A 15,411-nucleotide genomic window follows, 5' to 3' on the forward strand; every position below is an offset into this window, starting at 1 on the left:
GTCCCTCGCTTACGCCGCGTTCTTCTTGCGCATGCGATCGATCAGCGCGTCTTCCCAATAGGACAGGCTGCCGAGGCCGAGCGCCACCGCGTTGGCGCGGCGGTAGTACATGTGGCAGTCGAACTCCCAGGTGAAGCCCATGCCGCCATGGACCTGGATATTGTTCTTGGCGCAGTGCTGGAACGCCTGCGTCGCACTGATGCGCGCGGCGGCGGCGGCTTCCGGCAATTCGCCGGCATTGGTCGAGAGCGCCCAGGCCCCGTAATAGCAGTTCGAGCGCGCCAAGGTCGCCGACACATACATGTCGGCCAGCATGTGCTTGACCGCCTGGAACGAGCCGATCGGACGGCCGAACGCGATACGGTCGAGCGCATAGTCGCGGCCCATCTCCAGCGCGCGGTCGGCGCCGCCGACCTGCTCGAACGCCGTCAACACGGCCGCGCGATCGAGCACCTGGGTGATCACGCTCCAGCCCTCGCCGGTAGCGCCGAGCGGCTCGGCCTTCGCATCCTTGAAGGTGAATTCGGCCTGGCCGCGGGTCAGGTCGATGTTGGTGAGCGACTTGACCTCGACGCCGCCGGCCTTGAGATCGACGATGAACAGCGAGATATCGGACTCGCGTCCGCTCGAGCCGGTGCGCGCGGCGACAACGGCGAAATCGGCGATCGCGCCATCCGGCACCGGCTTCTTGACGCCGTTGAGCACGCCGCCATTGGCCGTGAGCTTGATCGCCTTCGGCGACGGGTTGCCCTTGCCCTCGAACAGCGCCAGCGTGCCGATGGCTTCGCCCGCGGCGATCTTCGGCAGCCACTTCTGCTTCTGCGCGTCACTGCCTGCGATCAGGATCGCTTCGGCGGCGAGATAGACCGTGGAGGAGAACGGCACCGGCGCCAGCGCGCGGCCCATTTCCTCCGCGATCACGCAGAGCTCGAGATGGCCAGCGCCCGCACCGCCGAACTGTTCCGGGATCGCGACGCCGAGGAAGCCCATCTCGGCGAGGCCCTTCCACAACGCCTTGTCGTAAGGCGCCTTGCCGTCGAGCACCTCGCGCACGGCTTTCGGCGGGCACTGTTCGCTGAGGAATTTCCGCGCCTCATCGCGCATCTGCTTCTGTTCGTCGGAGAAATCGAAATTCATGGCGCTTACCCGCGTTGCTGTTGTTGTTCACAGGATGGGTGGAGCGAAGCGATACCCATCGAATGCCTGGTTGGAGATGATGGGTTTCGCTGCGCTTGACCCATCCTACGGTCAGTTCAAGATGATCACGTCGTCGCCGGGCTTGCCGGCATACAGCTTCTCGACCAGTGCGGCGCGGCGTTCGAGGCCGGCGCGCTGGTTGATGTAGCCCTTGTCGGTGAGTTCGTTGCCATCGATCGACGGCGGCTCGACCATCAGCATCGCACGCGCAATGCGCATGCTGCTGCCGGTGGTGGACGCGTTGTGCGCCTGCAAGCCCTTCTTCAGGCACGCGACCACCTCGGGATGCCGGATCACGTCCTCATAGCTTGCATCGGCGTTGCCGACGAGCTGGCGGCAGGCATGCAGGTTCGGCCAGCACAGCAGGCCGATGAACTCACGGTCCTGCCCCGCAACCAGCGCGTCATGTACGACCGGCGTCGCGGCCGCGATCGCATCGGTGCGCAGCGAGCCGACATGGACGAAGGTGCCGGTGGTCAGCTTGAAATCCTCCACCACGCGGCCGGCAAAGATGATGCCCTGCAGCGGGTCTTCGGGGTTCACGAACACGCCGGCATCGCCAATGCAGTAGAAGCCCTCCTCGTCGAACATCTTCGCCGTCAGGTCCGGCTGGCCGAAATAGCCGGGCGTGACGTTGACGCCGCGCAGCCGCAATTCGTATTTCGAGCCGCACGGCACCATCTTCAGCTCGACGCCGGGGAACGGCAGGCCGATCAGGCCGACGCGCTCGGTGTCCCAATAGGTGCCGGTCGAGGTCGGCGCGGTCTCGGTCGAGCCCCAGCCGGTGTAGAACACGATGCGCTCGCCCGTGGTCTTCACCGCCAGCGCCTGCATCCGGTCATAGAGATCGTCGGGCAGCCGCGCACCGCCATAGGCCATGATCGAGAGGTTCCTGAAGAAGCTCCGGCACAGCGCCGCGTCCTTCTCCATCGCGGCGGCGAGCGCGGCGTAGCCGGCCGGCACGTTGGCGTAATAGGTCGGCGACACCTCGCGCAGGTTCCTGATGGTCTCCTCGAGCTGGCCCGGCATCGGCCGGCCGTCGTCGATATAGAGCGTGCCGCCATCGACCAGCACCGGATTGAACGCGGCGTTGCCGCCCATGGTGTGATTCCACGGCATCCAGTCGAGCACGGTCGGGATCGGGCCCTCCGTTTCACGCGGGCGCACCTGCATCATCATCGCCGCGTTGGCGCACATCATCTCCTGGGTGTTGATGACGGCCTTGGGCATGCCGGTCGAGCCCGAGGTGAACAGCAGCTTGCCGACGGTCCGGGGCGTGATCTTCGCGATCGACTCGCCGACCGCAGCCGTCACCGGCGTTGCCGCGAGGTCGGCAAAGGCCATGCTCTTGATCCCCTCGCAGGGACGCAGGACGTGGACGACCGTGATGCCGGTGAGGTCGATCGCCTTCAGCGCCTTCTCGAAGGTCGGGCCGTCCTGCACCATCACGACGGCGGGCTTGATCAGGTTGAAGAGGTACTTGAGCTTGAGATGATCCTGGCTCATCAGCGAATAGGCCGGCGACACCGGCGCGGCCGGCAGCCTCGCCTGCATCGCGGCCTGCGTCATCAGCGCGTGCTCGATCGAATTGCCCGAGAGGATCGCGACCGGCCGGCCGTCGCCAACGCCGAGATCGAGCAGGCCTTGCGTCAGCGCATCGACGGTGCGCTTGGCTTCACCATAGGAGACCTTGCGCCACTGCCGGTCGGGACCGCCGCGCTGCGCGAGCCAGATGCGCTCCGGCGCCCGCGCCGCCCATTTGGCGAGATAGGCCGGGATATGCATCTCGTAGGCCTGGAGCGGAATCCGCGACTTCAGGACGACGGTGCCGTCACCGCGCCGCTCGACCGCGATGTCACGTGCGAGCCAATCCACCTTGCGAAAGGCAGGTTTCGTCAGCATCGCCGCGCCTCCATCCATTTTGCGTCTCCCGGAATTCTTGTCCTTTAGAGGATCTGTTCTCAGCGCCTGATATAGACAGGCTTTCGTTTCTCGAGAAAGGCCCTGATGCCTTCCTGGAAATCCTCGGAGCGGCTGCACAGCACCTGATTGCGATCCTCCATCGCAATCACGGCCTCGATCGAGCCGGCATCGACGCTCATGTTGATGCATTCCTTCGACAGGCGGAGACCGACCGGCGAGGCCATCATCATCGCCTCGACATAAGCATTGGCCGCAGCATCGAGATCGGCGGCGGCCTCGACCACCTCGGACACCAGGCCGACCGCAAGCGCGCGGTCGGCATGGATGAAGCGCCCGGTGAGGATCAGTTCGGAAGCAACCGACACGCCGACGAGGCGTGGCAGGAAATAGCTGGTGCCGATGTCGCAGCCGCCGAGACCGAGCTTGATGAAGGCGCAATTCATCCGCGCGTTCTTCGCCGCAATGCGGATGTCGGCGGCAAGCGCCAGCGCGAAGCCGCCGCCGGCGGCCGCGCCCTGCACCAGCGCGATGATCGGCTGCGGCGCGCGCCGCATCAGCATCACGATGTCGGCAATGCGGCGCTGCGAGTCCAGCGACTCCGTGACACCGGGCGGCTCGGCCTGCCCGCCGCGGCGCGCCATCGCGTGCTTGAGGTCGAGCCCGGCGCAGAAATTCGCACCGGCGCCCTTCAGCACCACGACGCGGGTGTCACGATTGCGCTGCAAGCCCTGGAAGTAGGTATTGAGCGCGTCGATCAGCGCGGGATCGAGCGCATTGAGGCTCTCGGGGCGATTGAGCGTGACCCAATCGACCCCGTCGTGATGTTCGATCAGCAGCGGTTGAGACACGCGTTACTCCTGCATTTGCGGATGCGGTGCCTGTTATTGCGCCCTCTCCCCTTGCGGGAGAGGGCAAGTATGTTGGCGCCGCGTGCTCTCCTCGGAGAGGGGTGCCGCGGAGAGAACCCCTCTCCCGGCAGCCTTCGCTGCCGCCCTCCCCCGCAAGGGGGGAGGGTAAGCAGGCGGAATTCGCCGTTACCGCGGGGCCATGCGGATGGCGCCGTCGAGGCGGATGGTTTCGCCGTTGAGCATCGGGTTCTCGACGATGTGGACGGCGAGGTTGCCGTACTCCGAGGCATCGCCGAGGCGGGCCGGATGCGGCACCTGGGCGTCGAGGCTCTTGCGCGCTTCCTCGTTGAGACCCATCAGCAGCGGCGTCAGGAACAGGCCGGGCGCGATGGTGTTGACGCGGATCTTCAGGCTGGCGAGGTCGCGCGCCGCCGGCAGCGTGAGGCCGACGACGCCGCCCTTCGAGGCCGAATAGGCGATCTGGCCGATCTGGCCTTCATAGGCCGCGACCGACGCGGTGTTGATCGCGACGCCGCGCTCCTCGCCGATCGGGGCCTCGGTCGCCAGCCGCTCGGCGAACAGGCGCAGCACGTTGAAGGTGCCGATCAAATTGACGTTGATGATGCGGACGAACTTGGCAAGCGGATAGACGCCGTCCTTGCCGACGATGCGCTGCGAACCGCCGATGCCGGCGCAGTTCATCAGCACGCGCGCGATGCCGTGCGCGGCCTCGGCCTTGGCGATCGCTGCCTTGATCGCATCCTCGTCGGTGACGTCGGCATGCAGGGCAACGCCCTTCACCTCGGCGGCGACCTTCTCGGCGTTTTCCTTGTTCTGGTCGATCACGCCGATCTTGGCGCCCTTCGCGGCCATGGCGCGCGCGGTTGCGGCACCAAGGCCGGAGCCACCGCCGGTGATGAGAACGGCAACGTCTTTCAACTGCATGGATACAACCTTTCCTTGGGCGTTTCTTCTCTAGACTTCGAACTTGTTATCCGGCGGCAACCGCTGCCGTTTCCTTGTCGGGATTGAGCACGCCGCCGAAGATCAAGGCTTCCATATGCTTGATGTACTCGCGGCAGACCTCGTCGGTGACCGGACCGACGCCGACCGCGCGCGACATCGCGTGGCGGCCGAAGAACAGGTGATCGCAGGCGCCGATCAGGCTGGTGTAGAACAGCACCGGATCGATCTTGCGGAATTCGCCGGCCTTGATGCCTTCGGCGAGCAGCCGGCGGTGAAAATCCAACAGTGGCGCGACGAAGAATTTCGACACCTCGTTCGCGGCGGCCGGCGAGCTTTCGTGCAGCAGATAATGGATCAGCCGGTTCATATAGGGGAACTGGTGATAGGCGCGGATGATGCCGCCGATATGCAGCCGCAACTTCGCGGACGGTGTGATCGGCTGGCTGATGAGATATTCGAGCTGCGATATCTCGGTGGCGGCGTCACGCGCCAGCAGCGCGAGCAGCAGCCCGTCCTTGTTGCCGAAATGATATTTCACCAGCGCGGCGTTGACGCCCGACTTCTGCGCGATGTCGGACAGCGACACCTCGATCGAGGCGCGCTCGATCATCAGCTCGCTGGCTGCGACCAATAGCTTGTCGGCGGTGGCATTTTTGCCGGCCGGAAGTTTCGTCGGTACGCTGGTATTCAACTGCGCTCTGGTCCCGCTCAGTGTCAGGGTTCGACGGTAAATCGAGGCCGCACATAAGCCCATGGCGGGGCCGCACTCAAGAGTTAATTGATTGATTGACTAAATGCTGAGCCGCCCCTTAAATCCGGCCCAACTTTCAGACCGCCCAATCCGGAAACATCAGGGAGATCAGACATGGCCGAGGCATATATCGTCGCCGCCGCTCGCACCGCGGGCGGCCGCAAGGGAGGGCGTCTCGCCGGCTGGCATCCGGCCGATCTGGCCGCGACCGTGCTCGATGCGCTGGTCGAGCGCACCGGTGCCGACCCCGCGCAGGTCGAGGACGTGATCATGGGCTGCGTGATGCAGACCGGCGAGCAGTCCACCAACATCGCGCGCAACGCGGTGATGGCCTCCAAGCTGCCGGAGAGCGTGCCGGCCACCTCGATCGACCGCCAGTGCGGCTCCTCGCAGCAGGCGCTGCACTTCGCGGCGCAGGCCGTGATGTCTGGCACGATGGACTGCGTGATCGCCGCCGGCGTGGAATCGATGACCCGCGTGCCGATGGGCCTCGCCTCCTCGCTGCCCGCCAAGAACGGCTTCGGCCACTACAAGAGCCCGGGCATCGAGGCGAAGTATCCCAACATCGTCTTCAGCCAGTTCACCGGCGCGGAGATGATGGCCGAGAAGTACGGCCTGTCCAAGGATGAGCTCGACGAATACTCCTATAACAGCCATCAGCGCGCGATCGCGGCAACGCAAGCCGGCCATTTCAAGGACGAGATCGTACCGGTCAAGATCACCCGCGCCGACGGCTCGACCGACACCCACCACATCGACGAAGGCATCCGCTTCGACGCCAGCCTCGAGGGCATCAAGGGCGTCAAGCTGATCGCCGAGAACGGCAAGCTCACCGCGGCGAGCGCCAGCCAGATCTGCGACGGCGCCTCCGGCGTCATGGTCGTCAACGAGAAGGGCCTGAAGGCGCTCGGCGTCAAGCCGATGGCGCGCATCCATCACCTCACGATGATGGGCGGCGACCCCGTGATCATGCTGGAAGCGCCGCTGCCGGCAACCCAGCGCGCGCTGCAGAAGGCCGGCATGAAGATCGACGACATTGATCTCTTCGAGGTCAACGAGGCCTTCGCCTCGGTGCCGACCGCGTGGCTGAAGACCACCGGCGCCGATCCGGCCCGGCTCAACGTCAATGGCGGCGCGATCGCGCTCGGCCATCCGCTCGGCGGCAGCGGCACCAAGCTGATGACGACGCTGCTGCATGCCCTCAAGCAGCGCAACAAGCGCTACGGCCTGCAGACCATGTGCGAAGGCGGCGGCATGGCGAATGTGACGATTGTCGAGCGGCTGTAACGTCGCGAGAAACGAGGCACGCAGCCTCCACATAATAGGTGTCGTCCCTGCGAAAGCAGGGACCCATAACCACAAATGCCCGTGGTTAGGCGCGGCTGGGGCCACAACTCAGTCCAACAAGAAAAATTGGTGGTTATGGGTCCCCGCGTTCGCGGGGACGACCACTTTTGATGCCTTGAGGAAACACAATGACCCATCCGTCGATCCACGCGCGCACCCATCCGAACAAGATCGCCTACCAGATGGCGGGCAGCGGCAAGGCCATCACCTATCGCGAGCTCGACGAGCTTTCGAACCAGGGCGCCCATCTGTTCCGCTCGCTCGGCCTGAAGCCCGGCGACCACATCGCGCTCTTGATGGAAAACCGGCTCGCCTTCATGGAGATCTGCTGGGCCGCGCAGCGCTCGGGTCTCTATTACACCGCGATCAGCCGCTATCTGACGGAAGAGGAGGTCGCCTACATCATCAAGGATTGCGGCGCGAAGGTGTTCATCACCACGCAGCAATGCGCCGACAAGGTGAAGGGCCTGATCAAGGGCGAACCAGGCGAGCCGCTGTTCTACATGATGGACGAGCCCGCACCGGGCTTCCGCTCCTATGACAAGGAGGCCGGCGCGCAGCCGACCACGCCGGTTGCCGACGAGGTCGCGGGCTACGACATGCTGTACTCCTCCGGCACCACCGGCCGGCCCAAGGGCGTCAAGAAGGAGTTCGAAGGCAACCGGATCGACGTGCCGAACCCGTTCCTGCGGATTCTCACCGCCGACATGTGCGGCATGAACGCCGACAGCATCTATCTGTCGCCGGCGCCGCTCTATCACGCGGCCCCGCTGCGCTTCAACATGATGGCGACCGTGCTCGGGGGCACCTCCGTCATCATGGAGCATTTCGACGCCGAGGAATTTCTGAAGCAGGTCGAGAAGCACAAGGTGACGCAGTCGCAGTTGGTGCCGACCATGTTCGTGCGCATGCTGAAGCTGCCCGACGAAGTGCGCGCCCGCTACAAGGTCTCCTCGCTGAAGGGCGCGATCCACGCCGCGGCGCCCTGCCCGGTCGACGTCAAGGCCAAGATGATCGAATGGTGGGGACCGATCCTGATCGAGTATTACGCCGGCTCCGAAGGCAACGGCGTCACCGTCTCGACCTCGCAGCAATGGCTGACCCACCGCGGCACGGTCGGCCGCGCCGTGGTCGGAAAGGTCAAGATCCTCGACGAGAACGACGAGGAGGCGCCGACCGGGCAGATCGGCCAAGTCTATTTCGCCGACGCCCCGGCGTTCTCCTATCACAACGATCCGGAGAAGACGAAGAGGGCCTATAACGCCAAGGGCTGGTCGACGCTCGGCGATGTCGGCTACCTCGACGAAGAGGGCTTCCTCTATCTCACCGACCGCAAGAGCTACATGATCATCTCCGGCGGCGTGAACATCTATCCGCAGGAGACCGAGGACGTGCTGATCACGCATCCCGCGGTCTCCGACGTCGCGGTGTTCGGCGTGCCGAACGAGGAGATGGGCGAAGAGGTCAAGGCCGTGGTGCAGCCGCACGACATCACCAGGGCCGGCAAGGAGCTCGAGGCCGAGCTGATCGCGTTCTGCCGGCAGCATCTGTCGCCGATCAAATGCCCGAAGAGCATCGACTTCGAGCAAGAGCTGCCGCGCACGCCGACCGGCAAACTGGTGAAGCGCCATCTGCGCGACCGCTATTGGCCGAAGGCGCCTGCCAGGGCATGACCGCGGTTCGCCCCTCCCCGGAGGGGCCGCCGCCGCGCGCGGCCAAAATATCGAAAACAACCCCATGCAAAGGAGCAGGCCGCTGGCGGCGTTCGACAAGGCAGCTTGACACGTCGGGCAACTAAGGGATAGATTTCCAATATTCCGAAATAATGCAAACGATCCGCACCCGCCCCCTCCAGGGGAGAATGAAGAGCGCATGCGGGACGCCGCTTGCGCCCAGCCCACCGACCTACAACTCCTCCGCCGGCTCGCAGGCAGCCGACGCCGCGGCGCGCAGGTGCAGCTGGCCGTGCTTGCCTGATGCCGTGGTGGTCCATTGCGCATCGATCTGCTGAAAATCTTCCGATAGCTTGCCGCGGTGGCTGCCGCCGGTTTCGAACGCCCCGTTGCCATCGGGCGATCGTTCGAAGATCTCGATCTCGAGATCGGACAGCCGGATGAACATCTGCACGCCGATCTTGGTCACGTGGCGACCGACCTCATATGAACCGCAGCCCCGCGCTTCCGCATTCTGCTCGTTCAGGGCCTGCACTTTGTCGAAGGTAATGATGACGTTCTGCACCGCGTTGTCGCCGTCCCACAGGAATTCGCCGACATAGGCGCGCGGCAGTTTCTCGGTGAGCTGCTTGATGTCGGCGGCCCGCACCGCCGACATCAGCACCAGACTTGCCGCCACGATCGTCACGCCGAGACGCGACATCCAGCCGGGCAGCTCTGCAATCCTCGCGTGGCGCATGCGGTATGCATCCCGTGGCCAAAGTTGCTATCGTCAATCAATGGCCGCCAGCATACAGCCAAATGGTTCTGCGGCGATGCCCAACAGGTGATCTGCACAATGGAAGCCCTCCCCGACGTCCCGCTCCCCTCCACCATCCGCTCGCGTTATGTCGACGGGATCAACGGCCTGCGCATGCATGTGCTGGAAGCGGGCTTTGAAACAGCCGGCCGGCCCTGCCTGTTGCTGCTGCACGGTTTTCCGGAGCTGGCGTTTTCCTGGCGCAAGGTGATGCCGAAGCTCGCCGCTGCCGGCTATCACGTCATCGCGCCGGACCAGCGCGGCTATGGCCGCACCACCGGCTGGAGTGCGGAGTATAACGGTGATCTCGCGTCGTTCCGCCTGCCCAATCTGGTGCGCGATGCGCTCGGACTGGTCGCAGCGTTCGGCTACAAGCACGTCGATGCGGTGATCGGACACGATTTCGGCTCGTCGGTTGCGGCGTGGTGCGCGCTGATCCGGCCCGACGTGTTCCGCGCGGTCGTGATGATGAGCGCGCCGTTTTCGGGTCCGCCGTCGCTGCCGTTCAACACCGCGAGCGCGCCGGCAAAGCCCGCGAGCGAAGACCCCGTGCATCGCGCGCTCGCCACGCTGCCGCGGCCGCGCAAGCATTACCAATGGTACTATTCGACGCGCCCGGCCAATGACGACATGCATCGCGCGCCGCAGGGCGTGCACGACTTCCTGCGCGCCTATTACCACCACAAAAGCGCGGACTGGAAAGACAACAAGCCGCATCCGCTACAATCCTGGTCGGCGGGCGAATTGGCAAAACTGCCGACCTATTACGTGATGGATCTCGCCAAGGACATGGCCGCTACCGTCGCCGAGGAGATGCCGTCACGCGAGGCGATCGCCGCCAACACATGGCTGCCCGATAGCGAGCTCGCCTATTACAGCGCCGAATACCAGCGCACGGGATTCCAGGGCGGGCTGCAATGGTATCGCTGCGGCACCTCGGGCGCGTTCACCCCGGAACTACAGACCTGGAGCGGCCGCACGATCGACCAGCCGTCCGCCTTCATCTCGGGCAAGCAGGATTGGGGCACCTATCAGCGGCCCGGTGTGTTCGAGGCGATGCAGACCAAAGCCTGCACCAACATGATCGGCTGCCATCTGGTCGACGGCGCCGGCCATTGGGTGCAGCAGGAGCAGCCGGATGAGGTGAGCCGGCTGCTGCTCACATTCCTGCGAGAGGCGGGCGCGCAACGCTAGACGCCCGTTCGGCCGTCGTGTCGCATCCCGTTGATCTCAGTCGTTTTCTTCGCTCAACCCGCGCGGCTTGCCGGTGCTGCGGCAGCGAATCCCGGCCGATCCGGATTTGACCCAGCACCGATGCAACTCTATAGTTTAGAACTATTCTAATTCTAAACTCAGTGAGCAAGGCGTTGCCGTGAAGAACTTTGCCGATCTGACCGAGCGCGAGGTGCTGGCGGTCGCGATCGCCTCCGAGGAGGAGGACAGCCGCATCTACATGACGTTCGCGGAAGATCTCGCCGGGCGCTATCCCGACACCGCCAAGATTTTCGAGGAGATGGCCGAGGAGGAGCGCGGCCATCGCCACCGGCTGCTCGAAACCTACGAGCAACGCTTCGGGGCGCATCTGCCGCCGATCCGGCGCGAGGACGTCAAAGGCTTCCTGCGCCGGCGGCCGATCTGGCTCACCAAGAACCTGCCGCTCGACACCATCCGCAAGGAAGTCGAGACCATGGAGCTGGAGGCCGAGCGCTTCTATTCCAAAGCCGCCGAGAAGGCCGAGGATGTCGGCGTGCGACGGCTGCTCGGCGACCTCGCCGAGGAGGAGAAGGGCCACGAGAAGCTCGCGGTCAAGCTGACCGGCGAGATTCTCAAGCCCGACGTGCGCGCCGAGGAAGATCGCACCCGGCGGCGGATGTTCGTGCTGCAATATGTGCAGCCGGGTCTCGCCGGATTGATGGACGGCTCGGTCTCGACCCTGGCGCCGCTGTTCGCCGCCGCCTTCGCCACCCATCACAACTGGCAAACCTTCCTGGTCGGGCTTGCCGCCTCGATCGGCGCCGGCATCAGCATGGGCTTTGCCGAGGCGCTGTCCGACGACGGCTCGCTGACCGGGCGCGGCTCGCCCTGGCTGCGCGGCCTGACCTGCGGCTTGATGACGACGCTCGGCGGGCTCGGCCACACCATTCCCTATCTGGTGCCCGACGCCTGGCCGAACGCATTCTGGATCGCGACCGCGATCGCCGGGATCGTGGTGTTCTTCGAATTGTGGGCGATCGCCTTCATCCGCGCGCGCTACATGGACACGCCGTTCCTGCAGGCGGTGTTCCAGATCGTGCTCGGCGGCGCGATCGTGCTCGCGGTCGGCATCCTGATCGGCGCGGCGTAGCCGCTTGAGGCAAAGATGCGACCGCACCGGCACCTCGCCAGCATAGTGCTTCTTGCAGCGCCGCCGCTGCTAGGCTGGAGCGGACGCGCGCATGCGACCGACGAGATCCAGGTCTACAATGCCGGCATCGCGGAGGTCGGCCAGTTCACCATCCAGCAGCATCTCAACTATGTCGGGATCGGCCAGAAGGATCCGCCCTTCCCCGGTGGCTTCGCCTCCAACCACAGCCTCAACGGCACGCCGGAGTTTGCCTATGGCATGACGGACTGGTGGGAACTCGGACTCTATCTGCCGTTTGCCGTGCAGGACCGGCAGTTCCTGTCCGACGGCTTCAAGCTGCGCACGCTGTTCGTGTCGCCCAACGCAGACAAGCGCAACCTGTTCTACGGCATCAATTTCGAGTTCAGCTACGAAACGCCGAAATTTGCGCAGACCCGGTTCGGCATGGAGATCCGCCCGATCATCGGCATGCGCAACGCGGATTACGAGTTCATCGTCAATCCGATCGTCGACATCGGCTTCGGCAAACATGGCGAGGCGGATTTCGCGCCGGCCGCGCGCGTCGCTCGCAAGCTGAAGGACGATCTGTTCGTCGGATTGGAGTATTACGCCGACTTTGGCAAGATCGGCGCCTTCAGTCCGCTCGCCGAGCAGCAACACACGCTGTTCGCGGTGACCGACTTCAAGCTCGGCGAGTTCGACGTCAATTTCGGCGTCGGTTACGGCCTCACGCCGGCGTCGGACCGTCTCGTCGTCAAGACGATCATCGGATATGCCTTCCCGGTACCGGGCGCCAAGGGAACGGAGCGGGCAAGCGCGAACGGCGCCATCAATCCGCTGGCGCATCTGTCCGCACGCAGCACGCCGTTCTAGATTGAGCCGACGACCTCAATGCGGATTGAAAGTCCATGACCGACCGTCTGCACTACGGCGCAACCGCCAAGCTGCTGCATTGGGTGATCGTCGTCCTGCTCGCCGTGCAATACCCGATCGGCTGGCTGATGCCGGACATTCATCGCGGTCAGTCTCCGGGTGCCGCGATGACGTTCCATATCTCGTTCGGCATCGTCATCCTTGGTCTCATTGTGCTGCGGTTTGTCTGGCGATTGACGCACCCGGTTGCGCCGGAAAGCTCGCTCCCGCCGTGGCAGCGGCTGAGCTCGGAAGCCGTGCACTGGATGCTCTATGTCCTCGTGCTGGCGACGACGGTCAGCGGCTGGCTGTTTGCATCGTTTCGCGGCTGGAGCGTCTCGTTCTTCTACATGATGCCGCTGCCCATGCTGGCCTCCGACAATGCCGCGGCAGGCAAGGCGATCGATGGCCTGCATCAGGCCGCGGAATGGTCGCTGCTGGTGCTGATCGGCCTCCACGTCACGACAGCGCTGGTCCATCTGCTGATCTACCGTGATCGCATCATGCAGCGCATGCTTCCGAGCTAGGCGTCAGCGCAATTGCGATCAAGCCGGTCTTGCCCGCCTGCCCCATTCTGCGCATGATCGCCGCCAAAATCAGGGGAGCACGCCGTGGCCAAATCGCAATACAGTTTCAAGACCGCCGTCGAACTGTCGAAGGCGCTGCGCAACAAGCAGGTCTCGGCGGTCGAGCTCGCACAGGACGCGATCGGCCGCATCGAGCGCCATGACGGCAAGGTCAACGCGGTCTGCGTGCGCGATTTCGAGCGCGGCCTCGCCGCCGCCCGCGCCGCCGATGCCGCGATCGCGCGCGGCGAGCACAGGCCGCTGCTCGGCATCCCCATGACGGTGAAGGAATCCTACAACGTCGCCGGCTTGCCGACGACCTGGGGCTTCCTGCCGCACAAGGACTTCGTCGCGACCGAGGACGCGCTGTCGATTCAGCGGGTGAAGGACGCCGGTGGCGTCATCCTCGGCAAGACCAACGTGCCGGTCGGGCTCGCCGACTGGCAGAGCTACAACGAGATCTACGGCACCACCAACAATCCCTACGACCTTGGCCGCACGCCGGGCGGCTCGTCCGGCGGATCGTCGGCGGCGCTCGCCGCGGGCTACGGCGCGCTGTCGCTCGGCTCCGACATTGGCGGCTCGCTCCGCGTCCCGGCGTTTCATTGCGGCGTCTATGCGCACAAGCCGACCTTCGCGCTGCTGCCGTCGCGCGGCCACACCGCGCCGCCGGCGCCGCCCATCATCTATGAGCGCGACCTTGCGGTGACCGGCCCGATGGCGCGCGGCGCAGCCGACCTGTCGCTGCTGTTCGACGTGATGGCGGTTCCCGATCCGCTCGATGCCGGCAAGGCCTATCGCCTCGACCTCCCGGCGGCGCGCCACGCCGGCCTGAAGGATTTCCGCATCCTCGTCATCGATACCGATCCGGTGTTGCCGACCGACAAGGCGGTTCGCGGCAGCATCGACAAGCTCGCGAGCCATCTCGACAAGGCCGGCGCGAAGATATCGCGTTCGAGCCCGCTGTTGCCGGATTTCGCGGCGTCCTCGCGGCTCTATATGCGGATGCTGCTGTCGTTCCTCGCCGCGACCTTCCCGCCGGAGGTCTATGCCGGCGCCTGCGCGGCGGCGGCCGCGCTGCCCGCCGGCGACACCAGCCTGCAGGCCGAGCGGCTGCGCGGCATCGCGCTCAGCCACCGCGACTGGGTGCAGGCGACGGTCGCCCGATCGCGGCTGCGCGCGCAATGGCGCGAGCTGTTCAAATCGTTCGACGCGGTGATCTGCCCGATCATGCCGACGCCGGCCTATCCGCACGATCATGAGCCCGACCAGGAGCAGCGGCGAATCCTGATCGACGGCGAGCCTTACATCTACACCGACCAGCTCGCCTGGCCCGGCATCGCGACCCTGCCCGGCCTGCCTTCGACTGCGATCCCGACCGGATTTGCGCCCGACGGATTGCCGGTCGGCGTGCAGATCGTCGGCCCCTGGCTCGAGGACCGCACGCCGCTGAAACTCGCCGAGCTGATCGAGCGCGAGTTCGGCGGCTTCGTGCCGCCGAAGATGTTTGATGATTGATGAGCGGTCATTGCGGAGCGACGAAGGGCACCTAACTCTATCGCCGTCACCCCCGCGCAAAGGCTTTGCCTTTGCGCGGGGGTGACGGTGTACAGCGCTCGCGCAGCAATGACGAACAACAGCAACCGGGAGAAAACCAATGAGCAACGATCTCGAGGAGCTGACAAAGCTCAACAAGGATTACGTCGATTCAGTTCAGAACTGCGACGTCAAGCGCTTCGATGAGATCCTGGCGCAGGACTTCTACTGCACCAATCCCGACAAGAGCCTGGTCGACCGCGCTACCTTCCTGAAGCAGACGGCGATCCCGGTGAAGATCAAGGGCCTGAAGGCCGAGGACGTCAAAATCCGCATCCTCGGCGATTTCGCCATCATCCACGCCCAGACCAGCTACACCAACGCGGACGGCGAGCCGGCACACGGCCGCTACACCGATTGCTGGGCGCGGCAGAACGGAAAATGGCTCGCGGTATCCGCGCATGTCGCGCGGTGAGGGATTGAGATGTCGTCCCGGCGTAGGCCGGGACCCAACCACCGCAGCTTGTGGTGAGTAAGGAAAGTCGTCCA

Annotated in this window: 14 protein-coding genes; 8 read left to right on the forward strand and 6 right to left on the reverse strand. The window is 64.9% G+C overall.

Features of this window, described 5'->3' with window-relative positions; all coding sequences use genetic code 11:
- Window positions 1–9: 9 nt before the first annotated feature.
- From XI02_RS42850 to XI02_RS42870, 5 genes are all read right to left on the reverse strand, one after another.
- The gene (locus tag XI02_RS42850) at window positions 10–1,137 is read right to left on the reverse strand and encodes an acyl-CoA dehydrogenase family protein (protein WP_172646491.1); all 1,128 of its coding nucleotides are present in this window, start codon (window positions 1,135–1,137) and stop codon (window positions 10–12) included.
- A gap of 111 nt (window positions 1,138–1,248) precedes the next feature.
- The gene (locus XI02_RS42855) at window positions 1,249–3,117 is read right to left on the reverse strand and encodes an AMP-binding protein (protein ID WP_172646490.1); all 1,869 of its coding nucleotides are present in this window, start codon (window positions 3,115–3,117) and stop codon (window positions 1,249–1,251) included.
- A gap of 41 nt (window positions 3,118–3,158) precedes the next feature.
- The gene (locus XI02_RS42860) at window positions 3,159–3,968 is read right to left on the reverse strand and encodes an enoyl-CoA hydratase/isomerase family protein (protein WP_172646489.1); all 810 of its coding nucleotides are present in this window, start codon (window positions 3,966–3,968) and stop codon (window positions 3,159–3,161) included.
- 186 nt (window positions 3,969–4,154) lie between these two features.
- Window positions 4,155–4,913 (reverse strand): SDR family NAD(P)-dependent oxidoreductase, encoded by a 759-nt coding sequence (locus XI02_RS42865; RefSeq protein WP_172646488.1) that lies wholly within the window; start codon window positions 4,911–4,913, stop codon window positions 4,155–4,157.
- 46 nt (window positions 4,914–4,959) lie between these two features.
- Complete coding sequence (locus tag XI02_RS42870) at window positions 4,960–5,688, reverse strand: TetR family transcriptional regulator (RefSeq protein WP_035631022.1); 729 nt, start codon at window positions 5,686–5,688, stop codon at window positions 4,960–4,962.
- A gap of 111 nt (window positions 5,689–5,799) precedes the next feature.
- On the opposite strand from XI02_RS42870, the gene XI02_RS42875 reads away from it, so the two are divergent.
- Complete coding sequence (locus tag XI02_RS42875) at window positions 5,800–6,972, forward strand: acetyl-CoA C-acetyltransferase (RefSeq protein WP_018269111.1); 1,173 nt, start codon at window positions 5,800–5,802, stop codon at window positions 6,970–6,972.
- 188 nt (window positions 6,973–7,160) lie between these two features.
- Entirely contained in the window at window positions 7,161–8,705 is a 1,545-nt protein-coding gene (locus tag XI02_RS42880) for an acyl-CoA synthetase (protein WP_172646487.1), read from the forward strand.
- Between the two features lie 232 nt (window positions 8,706–8,937).
- On the opposite strand, the gene XI02_RS42885 is transcribed toward XI02_RS42880, so the two are convergent.
- The gene (locus XI02_RS42885; protein ID WP_069280392.1) at window positions 8,938–9,444 is read right to left on the reverse strand and encodes a hypothetical protein; all 507 of its coding nucleotides are present in this window, start codon (window positions 9,442–9,444) and stop codon (window positions 8,938–8,940) included.
- Between the two features lie 99 nt (window positions 9,445–9,543).
- Between XI02_RS42885 and XI02_RS42890 the strand changes: the two genes are divergently transcribed.
- From XI02_RS42890 to XI02_RS42915, 6 genes are all read left to right on the forward strand, one after another.
- Window positions 9,544–10,698 (forward strand): alpha/beta hydrolase, encoded by a 1,155-nt coding sequence (locus XI02_RS42890; protein WP_172646486.1) that lies wholly within the window; start codon window positions 9,544–9,546, stop codon window positions 10,696–10,698.
- Window positions 10,699–10,876: 178 nt separating this feature from the next.
- Complete coding sequence (mbfA, locus tag XI02_RS42895; protein WP_018269114.1) at window positions 10,877–11,848, forward strand: iron exporter MbfA; 972 nt, start codon at window positions 10,877–10,879, stop codon at window positions 11,846–11,848.
- A gap of 15 nt (window positions 11,849–11,863) precedes the next feature.
- Entirely contained in the window at window positions 11,864–12,721 is an 858-nt protein-coding gene (locus XI02_RS42900) for a hypothetical protein (RefSeq protein ID WP_137481031.1), read from the forward strand.
- Between the two features lie 35 nt (window positions 12,722–12,756).
- Window positions 12,757–13,287: a cytochrome b gene (locus XI02_RS42905; protein WP_069280394.1), complete on the forward strand. Its 531-nt coding sequence runs from the start codon at window positions 12,757–12,759 to the stop codon at window positions 13,285–13,287.
- A gap of 84 nt (window positions 13,288–13,371) precedes the next feature.
- Entirely contained in the window at window positions 13,372–14,844 is a 1,473-nt protein-coding gene (locus XI02_RS42910; protein WP_069280395.1) for an amidase, read from the forward strand.
- Between the two features lie 139 nt (window positions 14,845–14,983).
- Window positions 14,984–15,337 carry a nuclear transport factor 2 family protein gene (locus XI02_RS42915; protein ID WP_069280396.1) on the forward strand — a complete coding sequence of 118 codons (354 nt, stop codon included), beginning with the start codon at window positions 14,984–14,986 and terminating at the stop codon, window positions 15,335–15,337.
- Window positions 15,338–15,411: the final 74 nt, after the last annotated feature.

Source organism: Bradyrhizobium sp. CCBAU 21365 (assembly GCF_015291305.1).
Lineage (GTDB): Bacteria > Pseudomonadota > Alphaproteobacteria > Rhizobiales > Xanthobacteraceae > Bradyrhizobium > Bradyrhizobium elkanii.

Coding starts and splice junctions, on each gene's coding strand:
- XI02_RS42850 (WP_172646491.1), bottom strand. CDS start 1,137: ATGAATTTCGATTTCTCCGACGAACAGAAGCAGATGCGCGATGAGGCG.
- XI02_RS42855 (WP_172646490.1), bottom strand. CDS start 3,117: ATGGATGGAGGCGCGGCGATGCTGACGAAACCTGCCTTTCGCAAGGTG.
- XI02_RS42865 (WP_172646488.1), bottom strand. CDS start 4,913: ATGCAGTTGAAAGACGTTGCCGTTCTCATCACCGGCGGTGGCTCCGGC.
- XI02_RS42870 (WP_035631022.1), bottom strand. CDS start 5,688: ATGGGCTTATGTGCGGCCTCGATTTACCGTCGAACCCTGACACTGAGC.
- XI02_RS42875 (WP_018269111.1), top strand. CDS start 5,800: ATGGCCGAGGCATATATCGTCGCCGCCGCTCGCACCGCGGGCGGCCGC.
- XI02_RS42880 (WP_172646487.1), top strand. CDS start 7,161: ATGACCCATCCGTCGATCCACGCGCGCACCCATCCGAACAAGATCGCC.
- XI02_RS42885 (WP_069280392.1), bottom strand. CDS start 9,444: ATGCGCCACGCGAGGATTGCAGAGCTGCCCGGCTGGATGTCGCGTCTC.
- XI02_RS42890 (WP_172646486.1), top strand. CDS start 9,544: ATGGAAGCCCTCCCCGACGTCCCGCTCCCCTCCACCATCCGCTCGCGT.
- XI02_RS42900 (WP_137481031.1), top strand. CDS start 11,864: ATGCGACCGCACCGGCACCTCGCCAGCATAGTGCTTCTTGCAGCGCCG.
- XI02_RS42905 (WP_069280394.1), top strand. CDS start 12,757: ATGACCGACCGTCTGCACTACGGCGCAACCGCCAAGCTGCTGCATTGG.
- XI02_RS42915 (WP_069280396.1), top strand. CDS start 14,984: ATGAGCAACGATCTCGAGGAGCTGACAAAGCTCAACAAGGATTACGTC.